We start from the raw sequence: 13,473 nt of genomic DNA on the forward strand, positions 1-13,473 counted from the left end.
AAATATATTTAAATTCTTTTATTTTTCTAATTCTATTGCGGCCAATAAAAATGCTCCTATGCCTATTGCGCCATTTTCTTTTGGTTTTGCCGTGAGGTAATATTGGTTGGTTCCGTCTCGAAAAGGTTTTCCTCCTAAACCTACATTCGAAGAAACATTCAGAATATTTATTTCTCCTTTTTTATCAACTTTTACAAATTCTTTTACAAAACTGTCAAATGATTTTTTAGCTGTCGATTTATAACTGCTGGGTAAATAGCCTTTATTAGCGCCCTTAGCAAAAGCATAAATAATCATTCCTGAAGCTGATGGTTCAACATAATTTCCAAACAGTTCTGGTTTATCTGCTACTTGATACCATAATCCAGATTCACTTTTGTACTGATTTACATTCTTTGAAATCTGATTCAAATATTCTACCAAAACTTTATACTTTGGATGTAATTTCGGAAAATAATCTAAGGTTTCAACCAGTGCAACCATGTACCATCCTATTCCACGTCCCCAAATCGTTGGCGAAGTTCCTGTTTGTTTATCTGCCCAAGCAATTTCTTTACTTTCATCCCAAGCATGATAAACTAAACCTGTTTTTTTATCTACAATATGATTATGAACCAATTCAAATTGTTTAGCGATGTCGTCTAAACTTTTTCCCTTTTCATATTTAACCGTAAACTGCGTATAAAAAGGTTCTGCCATATACAAACCATCAATCCACATTTGGTTTGGATAAATCTGCTTGTGCCAAAATCCTCCGCTCGCTGTTCTTGGCTGTGTTTCCAGCTGATTTCGCAGCTTCCCAATAATTTGTAAATAGCGGGAATCTTTTGTAATGTCATATAAATTGAAAAGCAGTTTTCCCGGATTTAAATAATCAATATTGTATTCTTTGATATCGTATTTTTTAATATTTCCAGTGCTGTCAATCATTCCATCAACATACTCTTTGATATAATTCAAATACTTTTTGTCGTTTGTTTTTTGATATAATTTCTCAAAACCAGACAATACAAATCCCATTTTATAATCCCATTTTGGTTTTTCGTTTCCGTCGAGCTGCCACGCCTGTGGATATTTGTTTAAAATGGTAATTGCAGTTCTTTCGGACCATTTTAAATCGTAAGGAACAACAGCTTTTTCTGAATCATTTTGATTCTGAGCCATACTTTTCCCACCGAAAATAAGCAGTAAAATAATTACGGCTTTTATAGTAATCTTTTTAGAAAGAGATTTATGCATAGTTTGTATTGGTTTTCATTTTTATTCTAAATTACTTAAAAATTTTATCTAAAAATCGTACGGTGTACGAAACTGTTTGTCCAAACCAAGGTTCGTAAAACCAAAACGAATGCGGCGAATCTGGAATTGTCTGCACTTCATTATAGATTTTATTCTCATTCAAAATTTTAATCATATCATTGCGTCCTGCATGGAATCTCGGAATGCTGCTGCAGATGTATAATATCGGCGGTGTATTTTTATCGGTATGAGTTAATGCAGAGGCATTTTTCCAGTTTTCTGGAATTTCATCTGATTTTCCGCCAAGCCAAAAGGCAGCCATATCTCCTTCTGATGATTCTGGATGTTTGAATGCTAATACTCCATCTATATCGACAATCGCATTAACTTTTGATGAATGTTTACTTTTAAAAGTTTTATCTTCAAAAATCGGATATTCGTTTGTTGTTCCTATTAAAGCTGCCATTTGACCTCCTGACGAACAGCCTAAAACCGCAATTTTATTAGGATCTACATTAAATTTTCCTGCATTGTCTTTTATAAATCTGATTGCATTTTTTACATCAATTACACCCCTTGGATATTTGGCTTCCAGCGACAACCTATATTCTATGGCAAAACAAGAATACCCTTTTGATGCGATCTCTTTTCCTAAAAACTGCATTTGGTTTTTATTTCCAGATCTCCATCCTCCGCCATGAATCATTATTACGACTGGATTCTTTTTCTTTTTGGTATTTACAAATGCATCAAAATGCAATGTCCTATCTTGTTCCTTATTATAAACCAAATCAAACATTTCTGTAACGTCTGGATTGGGCTTAATTTCTGGAATTGTGATAAAAGGATATTTCTTAATCAATTTAGTAAAAGTGCTTTTAATTGTATAAGACGTATCAATCTTGTACTGCTGGCTTTGAACTGCAATTACATAAAAAAATACTATTAAAATTAATCTCACTTTCTGCATTTCAATTCTTAATTTAAGTTAAGGAAAGAGCTTGACAAATAGTCAAACTCTTTCTTAACTACTTCAAAAAAACAATATTCTCAAAAAACTAAAAAAATTACTAATAACCAGGATTTTGAGGAAAATCTTTATTTTGGTTTAAATCTAAAGCAGATTGTGGTATTGGTCTTAAAATTTTAAGTTTGCCGTCAACACCAACAAAATTTGCTTCTTTTATTTTATAATTATGAGCTGAAGCTCTCGCTACCAAAGTTCCAGTACGCTTTAAATCGAACCAGCGTTTGTATTCTCCTAATAACTCTCTTCCTCTTTCGTCTAGGATATAGTCGATATTAAATTGAGCTAAAGTTACATTGGCTACTCCTGCTCTTCTGCGCACTTCGTTTAAACGATCTAATCCAGTTCCCGGATTTCCAGCTTTTAAATAGGCTTCAGCAGCTACAAGATAAGTTTCTCCCAATCTTGCTACAATGATATCTCTTGTACTTACAGGTCCTGTGCTTGAAGGAGTAGTTGGGTCTGGATCATCAAATTTCTTAACTGGAATAGTGTAGCAGTCTAAGTTTTTAATTAACGTATGTGCTGCAGAGTATTCTCCCCAAGGATGGTACACAAATGTCGAAGCTAACCTAGAAGCATTTGCTGTCATCCAAGCTGTTTTATCTGCTGGAGTAAACCATTTTGGCTCGTAAAAATGTCTCACTTTTAATGAAGCTGGGTTTGAACTTCTGTAATATGGATAGTATAAAATAGTTTTTGTAACGCCATTTGTTGTTTCAGGCCCTTCTAAAATTTCTGTCATAAAAGTAGCATTCCATCTTGCATCACCTTTTTCGTATAAACCTAGTGCATAATCTGTAGGACATAAATTGTAACTTCTTAGTGGCGCTCCAGTTTCTGCCCCTCCTAAATAAGAACTGAAATAGTAAAACTGGTTGTTACCCAATTTCGTCGGATCTGTACTTGTTGAAGCTTTGTCGTACTGTACAGAAAAAATCGTTTCTGCATTTAAATCATTTCCTGGTTTAAATAGCTGATCGAAAGCGATAGCTAAAGTTTGTCCAGCGATTGCAGCATCGGCATAAGCGGCAGCTTTTGAAAAATCATCCGCTTTACCAAAAGTTTCATATCCTCTTGTTAAATATACTTTTGCTAATAAATCGTTTACAGCTCTTTTGTTGACTTTTCCAGATGTGCTGTAAGCAGCAGTTCCAACATTAGCTAAAGCAAAATCTAAATCTGAAATAATTTGTTCGTATACTTCTTCTGCACTGTTTCTTGTAAAAGATAAAACTGGGCTTGTAATATTCTCGCTTACAATTGGCACACCACCATAAGTCTGAACTAATAGAAAATAAGCCTGAGCTCTTAAAAATCTAGCTTCACCTAAAAGTGTATTTAAATTAGAAGTTTGCTCGGTCACAGTTGAATAATAAATTGCTTTATTCACTGATTGAATTAACTGATAACATGGTCTGTACAAATCGGCAACATTGTCTGAGGACGGAATTAAAAGCGTGTACTGGCTCAAACCTGCTGGTTCTGGAGTTCTTCCTTCCGCATACATATCAGTTCCTGCTTCAAAAAGCCATGGATTTCCTCCGTAAATACTTTTTAGCCAAGCATAGTTTGTGTTTATTAATAACTGAAAACCTGCCGCTGTTTTATAAGTTCCATCAGCTGGAACATTTGACAAACTTTCTTCTTCGATATAATTACTGCAAGAACTTAAGGTTCCTGCAATGATTCCTAATATTATGATGAATTTTTTCATTTGATATCCTTATTAAAATTTAACACTTAATCCTAATTGTGTAGTCACTGATGCTGGACGGTTTACTCCAAAGGCAGCACCAGCCCATTCAGGATCATATCCATCAAAATCTGTAAATACAAATGGGTCTAAAACATTCACATAAATTCTTAAATTACTTATTTTAAGCCTTTTCAATAATTCAGAATCTAATGTGTATCCTAAAGATATATTTTTAATTTTTACGTAAGAAACGTCTCTGTAGTACCCAAATAAAGAAGTCCAATAAGCTCCAGCTCCAGTAGCTACCGGGCCTGGTCTTGGGTTTGTATTATTTGCATTAGCCTCAATTCCTGTCCCGTTTGTTGGAATAAAGTAATCCATTGCTAATTTCTGACGTCCACGGTCGCTCACATCAGCAAAGTTTTGGTGGAAAGTACTTAAAACTGTTTGTCCTTGACTCGTTAAAACTGAGAAATTGAAATCAAAATTACCAACGGTCAATTTAGAATATAAACTTCCCTGCCAGTCTGGATTAGCATTTCCGATTACAGTTCTATCATCTTGATTGAATTTACCGTCATTGTTCAAATCCTTTGGTCTTGCCTGCCCTGGAGCCATTCCGTATGACGCAGCTTGTGCAGCTTCGCTTTCCTGCCAAACTCCGTCATAAACGTAATTGTAGTTTGGATTTAATTCAGATCCTAAAATTAATTTGTTTCCAATATCACTTACTTGATCCTGATTGTAAATTGACTCTAATTTATTTACGTTTTTAGTAAACGTGAAAGTAGTTTCCCAATTTACATTTTTGCTTTTGATATTTTTTGTAGTTAAAAGAACTTCTACCCCTTTATTACTAACAGATCCAACGTTAGAAAATGTATTTTTATAACCTGTTTCAAGAGGTAGTTCTTGTTTATAAATTAATTTATCTGATAATCTGTCATAAACATCTACAGAACCTGTGATTCTGTTATTTAAGAATCCGTAATCAAGACCAAAGTTTAACTCTCGTGTTTTTTCCCAAGTTAAGTTCTGATTCGCTAAATTTTCAGACTGCCAGCCCGAAACTACATTCGCTCCATTTGCATAAAAAGTCTGCTGATTCAATAAAGCCTGAGAAGTATAAGGTGCCACGTTGTCGTTTCCTGTATAACCTAAACTTGCGCGAAGTTTTAAATCTGAAATAACTGAGCTATTTGCTAAGAAAGATTCTTTGCTAATTTTCCATCCTAAAGCTACAGAAGGGAAACTCTGCCATTTATTACCTTCAGATAAAACAGAAGAACCATCCCATCTTGTAGAAGCTGTTAAAAGATATTTGTCTTTAAATGTATAATTTAAACGAACTGCATAAGAACTTAAAGTGTTCTTTTGATATCCAGAACTTATGTTATAACTCGTCTGAACTCCAGATCCCATATTATTTGATCCAACATCAAAAGGCTGATTGTTAGAATATAAATAAGACGTTTCATCAACATTTGAATACAAACTCTGTAATAATAAAACACTAAAATCGTGTACTTCTTTAAATGTGTGTTTTAAATCGATCTGGTTATCCCAAGTGTAGTTAAAGTTGTTGAAGTTTTTAATTGATGCAGAATTTTTTCCGTTTAAGGTTACACCTGCATTGGTCTGCGCTTTATAAGCTGTACTGGTAACAGTGTTTTCGATACCTCCTGCAAATGTTGTTTTAAACGAAAGCCATTTTAAAGGCTGGTATTGGAAGAAAACATTTCCAACTGTCTGCCATGTTTTTTCTGTTTGAGATGAATTGGCAATTTCCATTAATGGGTTTACAGTACTGGTTTTGTTTATTGCCCATGAACCATCTGGATAAGTTAATTTTCCTGGAAGGAAAAACAGTGTTCCTACTTTCTCATTTCCTTGTGCATCTACAGCCCAAGGCGACATCAGCGGACTTAATCTGAAAGCGTCCTGCATTGCTAAATCACTTCCTAATTGTGTATCAAGGCGTGCAACAGTAATGTTGGCCCCAGTAGTAAATTTATCATTGATTTTATGGTTCAATCCCAATTTAAAAGAATATTTATCAGTCGAATCATTTTCGATAAGTCCTTCATCGCTTTGAACACCAAATCCTAAATTATAGCTCAAACCAGAATCTGAACGTCCTGTAACATTTAAATAATTGTTTTGAGTCATACCTGGTTTAAGAACAGCATCTGTCCAGTCAAAATTATAACCGTTGTTAGCGCGGGAAACTAATAATGGACTTTGATTTCCTGCTAAAGCTGCTAATTGCGCAGGTGTTTGTGTTTGAGGTGTTGCACTCATATAGGCAACCTGATGGAATTTCCACCATTCTGCTCCGTTCATCATTTTTGGCATTCTCACGGCAGTTTTATTACCATAAGAAGTATCAAAAGTTACGTTGATTCCAGATTTTACATTTGCACCGCTTTTTGTTGTTACGATAATAACACCACTCGCTCCTCGCGAACCATAAATTGCAGCCGAAGAGGCATCTTTTAAAACATCCATTCTAGAAATATCCTGCGGATTCAAAAAGTCAATATTATCAACTGGAACACCATCTACGATATATAATGGTGATGATCCAACTAATGAATTATTTCCTCTGATTACCACTTTGTATCCGTCTCCTGCACGTCCTGAAGCAGATGAAATCTGAACCCCTGGTGTACTTCCTTGAATTGCCTCTAATGGGCTTGTAGTATTTCTTTCCGTAATAGTTGCAGCACTGATTGTACTAATAGATCCTGTTAAATCAGTTTTTTTAACAGAGCCATAACCAACCACAACAACTTCATTTAGAGAGTTGGATTGTTCTGCAAGACTTACGTTAATTTTAGATTTTCCGGCAATAGTAACTTCTTGCGTTTGAAAGCCTAAATAACTAATAACCAAAGTGGCTTTTGGATTAGTTACATTCATTTTAAAACTTCCTTCAAAATCTGTTGAAGTTCCGTTTTTAGTTCCTTTTTCCTGAATATTTACTCCAGGAAGTGATAGTCCCGCGGCATCGGTAATTTTTCCTTCAATTAGTACTGACTGTGCATTTGTTGTATTACACAGCAGTAAATTCAGGAAAAATAAAAATACAAAGCTGTATTTTTCTTTTTTCTTTGATAGTTTTTTAAAATTCATAGTCTGGTTTAAAGTTTGGTTAATTGATAGTGTTTAGTGTTTAATTGATTCTACTTTTTTCTCATTGATGTAGGTATTTATAAAATTTATGTTTTTTACGTTTTTTAATAAATAAACAGAATCTACTTTCTGAATTTTCACGTTTTTAAGGGTAATATTTTCCACTGGAGATGCTGCATATCCTTCTGCCCAAACGCTGTATTTGCCACCGTTTTTCACATTTACGTTTTCTAAACTTACATTTCTAATGGTTGGAATAAAATTCCCAGTTTGTGATCCGTATACATTATAAAACATGTTTAATTTTAAAACACATTCTTTAACAGTGCCGACTTCAAGATTTCTAACAAAAATATCTTCGATAATGCCACCCCTTTTAGAGTTGGTTTTGATACGAATGGCGCGATCCAGATTGGGACTGTCCATTACACAATTTTCAACAAATACATTATTTACACCTGCAGAAATTTCGCTCCCAATAACAACACCGCCATGGCCGTCGATCATTTTACAGTTTTGCACAATTATATTTTTACTCGGAATTGCCACTCTTCTTCCATCGGCATCGCGGCCGGATTTTATTGCAATACAATCGTCGCCGGTATTAAAAGTGCAGTTTTTAATTACAATATTTTGAGAATACTCAGGATCACAGCCGTCATTATTTGGTCCATGGCTGTTAACCGTTACGCCATCAATAATCATGTTGTTTGTCTTAATTGGATGCAAAATCCAAAAAGGAGAATTTATGATTGTAACATCTTTGATTAATGCGGTATTGCATTCAAAAAACTCAATAAAATTTGGACGAAGATATCTTCCTTCACCAAAAATGCGTTCGGCAACAGGAACTCCCTTTTCAGCCATATCGACCAATACTTCACGGTTTGTCGGATCATTTTGAGACGGAATCCCTTTTTTCCAGCCGTAATTTTTTCCGCCAGACCAAATCCACCAATTGGTGCTGTCAGCCTGACCGTTTAAAGTACCTTTTCCAGTTACAGCAATATTGGTTTTGTTCTTTGCATAAATAAGAGGAGAGTAATTCATTACTTCTGTTCCCTCCCAAGAGGTATGAACGATTGGATAATCTTTAGGATTTAAACTAAAAAGAATCTCAGCGTGATCTTCTAAATGCAGGTTCACATTACTTTCTAAGTGTATAGCTCCAGTTAGATATTTCCCATTTGGAACCAAAACCTGTCCGCCTCCGTTTGCCGCACATTCTTTTATTGCTTTTTGAAAAACTTCCGTATTAAGCGTTTTTCCATCTGCAACAGCACCAAAATTATTTATGTTGTATACTTTATCCAAAAAATGTGTTTGCGGAATACTTTTTAAAACCAAATCCATTTTTTTCCACGGATTCAATGCATTAGAAGAAACAGAAGAGGTTCTCTTTGCGCATGATACCGCCACTACAGTAAAAGCAGTTAAAAATACAATCCAATTAAATGTGAGGTTTTTAGGAGGAATCATTTAGTCGTATTTTCTTGTTTAAAGTCGAAAACGCAAGCAATTGTGTAATCGATTACACGAAAGTAGAAAAATTGTTCTAAGACACCAAATTAATTTATAAAAAAATTATATATTTAATTTTTATTATAAAATATAATTACATTTAATTTAAAAAAACACATAATTTATTATCATTGTAAAATATAAAACGTTTTAGTTATTAATTATGGTAATCGATAACATTTTATATTGCGTAATAAAAAAAAATGTATTTTTGTCTAAAATAATCCGATAAAACTTTTTTTAATGAGTGAAAAAGTAACTATTTACGATATTGCTGAAAAACTAAATATCACTGCTGCAACAGTTTCTAGAGCACTAAATAATAATCCTAAAATTAAGGAGGCTACCCGTGAGCTGGTGATTAAAACCGCAGCGGCGATGAACTATAAGCAGAACAAATTGGCGCTGGCTTTAAAAAGTGGTCGAAGTAATAATATCGGAGTTATTGTACCGCGTATTGACAGCAATTTCTTTGCCTCTGTTATCAGGGGAATTGAAGAAGAACTTTATCCTCATGGCTATCAGGTTATTATATGTCAAACACATGAAAGCATTAAGAGAGAGAATGAAAACCTTCATACGCTTGTAGATGCGCAGGTTGACGGAATTATGATGTCTGTAACTGGTGTTTCTGACGAAAATGACAGCGCTTTTAGAAATGTATTAGAAAAAAATGTACCGCTGATATTTTTTGATAGAAGCAAGCACATCGATGGCGTAAGCTCTGTCACTATTAACGACTTTAAAGGAGGTTATTTAGCCACGAAACATTTGATTGATGAAGGCTGTAGAAATATTGCTCACTTTTCTGGAGATCAATCGCTGGACATCTTTAAAAACCGTTTCTTAGGATACAAACAAGCTTTACTTGATAACGGAATAGAATTTAATGAAAAATATGTTATTTACACCAAAAGTGCTGTCGATGCTGGAAAAGAAGCTGTGGATAAACTTTTGCAATTAGAAACTCCTCCCGATGCTATATTTTCTTCGAGTGATTTTGCTGCATTAGGAGCTATTCAAGAATTAAAAGAGCGCAATATCAATATTCCAAACGATTTTTGTGTGGCTGGTTTTAGTAATGAGCCTTTTACAAAATTCATGGAATTATCTATCACATCTGTAGATCAGTCACCATTGGAAATGGGAAGAATGTCTGCCCGCGTTTTCTTAGAACAAGTCGATAAAACAGATACTATTAAAATCGAAAAAAAGGTGGTTCTTGCACCAGAATTACATATTCGTAAATCTTCTACCAAAACTAATTTTTAATTTTTTTCCTTATATAAGTTATATAAGCTCATTTTAGAATGGGCTTTTTTTATGCAGGCTTCGAGAAGCAAAATATTTATAGGAAAGAATAAACATTCACAGCATACAGCTCCAGAGGAGCGACATATTTTTCTACAGCCTAGATTTATGTCGCTCCTCTGGAGCTTCTTTTGCTTGTCATATTGTAATGCTATAAATATTTTGCTCCACTGGAGCTCTCTCTATAAAAAATAGATGCACTGCAGTGCGTCTCTACGGATAAACCTAACAAAAAAAAAAAGACGCACTATATTGTGCGTCTTCTATATAAACCTTTGTCACTTTGCTCCTTAGAACCTTAGCGCCTAAAAATTAAAGCGAAACCCCTCTTTTCCAAGGAATAAAATCGTTTTGATTTAATATTGCAGCTTTAGTTTTAATGTTACCGCTGGCAACATCAATAATAAATTCTAACATTTCGTCGGCCATTTCATCAATTGATTTTTCTCCAGTGATAATTCCACCAGTATCAATATCGATAATATCAGACATTTTATTCGCTAACTGTGTGTTTGATGAAATTTTTACAACTGGCGCAATTGGGTTTCCTGTTGGAGTTCCTAAACCTGTTGTAAACAATACCATATTAGCTCCAGAACCTACCATTGCAGTTGTACATTCCACATCGTTTCCAGGAGTACATAACAATGTAAATCCTGCTTCATTAATATATTCTCCATAATCGTAAACTCCTACAATTGGTGAAGTTCCTCCTTTTTTAGCCGCACCAGCCGATTTCATTGCATCTGTAATTAAACCGTCTTTGATGTTTCCGGGTGACGGATTCATGTCAAATCCTGAACCTGCATCTACAACTGTTTTTTCGTACCATTGCATTAAATCTAAGAAACGTTTTCCATCTTTATCATCTACACAACGGTTTACTAATTCCTGTTCTACTCCGCATAATTCTGGAAATTCAGAAAGAATTGTAGTTCCTCCTAAAGCAACCAAATGATCCGATAACACTCCCAACGTTGGGTTTGCAGAAATTCCAGAAAATCCGTCAGATCCACCGCACTCTAAACCAATTCTTAATTTAGATAATGGAGCTGGTTGTCTCTTAATTTCGTTTGCCTTTTTAATAGCTTCAAAAGTATCTTTTACCACACTGCTCAACATCGTTTCAATTGTCCCGATAGACTGCTGATCGTAAATTAAAACAGGTTTTTTACTGTTTGGATTTATCGCATCTAAAGCTTCTTTAAAAATTGAAATTTGAAGATTCTGGCATCCTAAACTTAATACCGTTGCTCCAGCCACGTTTGGATTGTTTACATAACCAGCCAAAAGCTTCGCTAAACTGTGAGAATCTTGACGAATTCCACCGCATCCACCTTGATGTGTAATGAATTTAACTTCAATATTATTGAACAAGTTAGCATCGTTTGACGCTTCTTGATTTCCTGCTCCGCCAGTTTCTGATTTTACTAAAGAACGCAACAACAATTGATAATCGTTTTCTTTAGGTTTCATCAACTCTTTCTCAAAGATATCTTTTAAGATTTCGATGTTTCTGTTTTCACAAAAAACTAATGGAAAAAATAACCATACATTTTCTGTTCCAACCTGTCCATCTTCTCTATGATAGCCCTGCCACGTTCTGTCTTTCCATTTATCAACATTTGGCGCATTCCAGCCAATAGTTTCTGTTTTACCAGTAACTTTATCACTTTCGTGTTTTACGTTTAAAGTAGAAAGCAATCCTCCTTTTTCGATTCTTGCACTAGCTTTTCCTACCAAAACACCGTACATAATGATTCTGTCTCCTACATTAAAAGGAACCATTGCAATCTTATGTTTCATTTTTACATCAGACTCAACAGTAATTGATTCTCCTTCAAAATCAATTACTTCGCCTGCTGTAAGATTTACCAAAGCTACCGCTACGTTATCAGTAGGATGAACTTTTATTAATTTTTTCTGCGTTGCCATAATTAACCTTTGTTCTTTGTTCTTTTTGTGTGTTTTTTTATTTGATTCTTTCTTGAAACTTAGCGAAGCCAGCTTCAATACCATTTGCATCTATTTCCTCTAATGCAATTGTAATTGCTTTTGTTAATCCAGGGATCTCTGTTAAATCTTCATCCCAGAAATTTTTATTTTGTAATGTCAAACGAGCGATTTTCTCGTAATCATCAGATTTCCAAAGTCCGTTAAAGAAAGTTGTAATATCTTCACCATCTTTAACCGGTAAACTTTCACCATTCCACGATCCTTTGTAGAAACGAATTAAACTCGCTAATGAAAAAGTCAAATTAACAGGCAGTTTTTTGTTAGCCTTATAATATCCTAATAAACTTGGTAAAACTCTTACTTTGAATTTAGATACAGAATTTAATGCAATATCCGCAAGTGCATGTTTGATAAATGGATTTTTAAATCGGTCCATTACTTCCTCAGAATAGGCCGTAATTTCATTTTTGTCCATATCAAGAGTTTCACTAATTTCACTAATAACGCTGTTTACAAATTTTCCAGTAAAGTCTCCGTTAACAGTTTCCATTACTAATTTATTACCATGCAAAAGTGAAAATGGAACCATTGCCGTGTGCGCACCGTTTAAAATACGAACTTTAATCATTTTAAAAGGACGTATATCATCAACGATTTTTACATTCAAGTCTGTTTTATGAAATGGCAATTTTGATTTTAAATCATCTCCGCCTTCAATAGCCCAAAGGAAAAAAGGTTCAGCAGCAACAATTAAATTGTCCTCATAATCTAATTTACTATTGTACTCTTCAATTTCAGCTCTTGGATATCCAGGAACGATTCTGTCAACCAAAGTACTATGATACGTACAAGCATCTGATACCCAAGTTTTAAATGCATCTTCTAATTTCCATAAATCAACATATTGTAAAATATATTTTTTCAGTGTTTCAGAGTTATAATCAATTAATTCACAAGGAATTATTGTAACTCCTTTAGAAGCATCTCCATTAAAATGTTTAAATCTTTCATATAATAAAACCGTCAATTTTGCAGGAAATGACACTGGCGGCTGCATGTCTGGAGTATCACTTTCAATAAATTCAATTCCAGCTTCTGTAGTATTAGAAACAATAAACTGAAGTTCTTCTTCTTTGGCTAAAGCCAAATAATCTGCAAATTCAGTATAAGGGTTTATAGTTTTTACAATATTTGTAATTAACTCAATATCTTGTATTTTTTCACCTTTTTTAATTCCGTTCATAAATAAGGTATAAAGACCGTCCTGATCATTAATCATATTTACCATACCGTCTTTCAAAGGCTGAACTATTGCAATACCGGCATTAAAATCAACTTCTTTATTTAGTTTGTCAAAAGCATAATCAACAAAGGCTCTTAAAAAGTTACCCTCGCCAAATTGAACTACCTTAATTGGCTGTAACTTTTCTAATCCTGTATTTATTCTATTTAATTTTTTCATTTTAAATTTTCTTTAATGCGTTATAAATAACCATTTACAAACCTTATTTCTTTATTTCTGCCTTTTAAATTGTAAATGAAACATTACACCCGATTAGCAAAATAAAACCTGCTGTGAGGAATG

The 13,473-nt window shown here is 34.1% G+C and carries 8 protein-coding genes; 1 reads left to right on the forward strand and 7 read right to left on the reverse strand.

The annotated features are described in order from the left end of the window. Nucleotides 1-18: 18 nt before the first annotated feature. From QE431_RS12845 to QE431_RS12865, 5 genes are all read right to left on the reverse strand, one after another. A complete protein-coding gene (locus QE431_RS12845; protein WP_307296488.1) occupies nucleotides 19-1,239 on the reverse strand; it encodes a glycoside hydrolase family 105 protein in 1,221 nt (406 codons plus the stop codon). Nucleotides 1,240-1,270: 31 nt separating this feature from the next. Next, on the reverse strand, nucleotides 1,271-2,209 hold the full coding sequence (locus QE431_RS12850) for an alpha/beta hydrolase (protein ID WP_307296491.1): 939 nt from the start codon (nucleotides 2,207-2,209) through the stop codon (nucleotides 1,271-1,273). 100 nt (nucleotides 2,210-2,309) lie between these two features. Continuing rightward, nucleotides 2,310-3,983: a RagB/SusD family nutrient uptake outer membrane protein gene (locus QE431_RS12855; protein ID WP_307296494.1), complete on the reverse strand. Its 1,674-nt coding sequence runs from the start codon at nucleotides 3,981-3,983 to the stop codon at nucleotides 2,310-2,312. 12 nt (nucleotides 3,984-3,995) lie between these two features. Then, nucleotides 3,996-7,100, reverse strand: coding sequence for a TonB-dependent receptor (locus QE431_RS12860; RefSeq protein WP_057116183.1), 3,105 nt, complete (start codon nucleotides 7,098-7,100; stop codon nucleotides 3,996-3,998). A gap of 33 nt (nucleotides 7,101-7,133) precedes the next feature. Then, the gene (locus QE431_RS12865; RefSeq protein ID WP_307296497.1) at nucleotides 7,134-8,579 is read right to left on the reverse strand and encodes a glycoside hydrolase family 28 protein; all 1,446 of its coding nucleotides are present in this window, start codon (nucleotides 8,577-8,579) and stop codon (nucleotides 7,134-7,136) included. A gap of 285 nt (nucleotides 8,580-8,864) precedes the next feature. On the opposite strand from QE431_RS12865, the gene QE431_RS12870 reads away from it, so the two are divergent. After that, entirely contained in the window at nucleotides 8,865-9,893 is a 1,029-nt protein-coding gene (locus tag QE431_RS12870; protein ID WP_057116185.1) for a LacI family DNA-binding transcriptional regulator, read from the forward strand. 351 nt (nucleotides 9,894-10,244) lie between these two features. Here the strand turns inward: QE431_RS12870 and QE431_RS12875 are convergent, their stop codons facing one another. Next, complete coding sequence (locus QE431_RS12875; RefSeq protein WP_057116186.1) at nucleotides 10,245-11,867, reverse strand: UxaA family hydrolase; 1,623 nt, start codon at nucleotides 11,865-11,867, stop codon at nucleotides 10,245-10,247. A gap of 37 nt (nucleotides 11,868-11,904) precedes the next feature. After that, on the reverse strand, nucleotides 11,905-13,350 hold the full coding sequence (locus tag QE431_RS12880) for a tagaturonate reductase (protein ID WP_307296502.1): 1,446 nt from the start codon (nucleotides 13,348-13,350) through the stop codon (nucleotides 11,905-11,907). Between the last annotated feature and the right edge of the window lie 123 nt (nucleotides 13,351-13,473).

Source organism: Flavobacterium sp. SORGH_AS_0622, assembly GCF_030818825.1.
GTDB lineage: Bacteria > Bacteroidota > Bacteroidia > Flavobacteriales > Flavobacteriaceae > Flavobacterium.

Bases quoted from the DNA above. Each gene is read 5' to 3' on its own strand.
- QE431_RS12880 (WP_307296502.1), bottom strand. From the start codon at position 13,350: ATGAAAAAATTAAATAGAATAAATACAGGATTAGAAAAGTTACAGCCA.
- QE431_RS12860 (WP_057116183.1), bottom strand. From the start codon at position 7,100: ATGAATTTTAAAAAACTATCAAAGAAAAAAGAAAAATACAGCTTTGTA.
- QE431_RS12865 (WP_307296497.1), bottom strand. From the start codon at position 8,579: ATGATTCCTCCTAAAAACCTCACATTTAATTGGATTGTATTTTTAACT.
- QE431_RS12855 (WP_307296494.1), bottom strand. From the start codon at position 3,983: ATGAAAAAATTCATCATAATATTAGGAATCATTGCAGGAACCTTAAGT.
- QE431_RS12850 (WP_307296491.1), bottom strand. From the start codon at position 2,209: ATGCAGAAAGTGAGATTAATTTTAATAGTATTTTTTTATGTAATTGCA.
- QE431_RS12870 (WP_057116185.1), top strand. From the start codon at position 8,865: ATGAGTGAAAAAGTAACTATTTACGATATTGCTGAAAAACTAAATATC.
- QE431_RS12845 (WP_307296488.1), bottom strand. From the start codon at position 1,239: ATGCATAAATCTCTTTCTAAAAAGATTACTATAAAAGCCGTAATTATT.
- QE431_RS12875 (WP_057116186.1), bottom strand. From the start codon at position 11,867: ATGGCAACGCAGAAAAAATTAATAAAAGTTCATCCTACTGATAACGTA.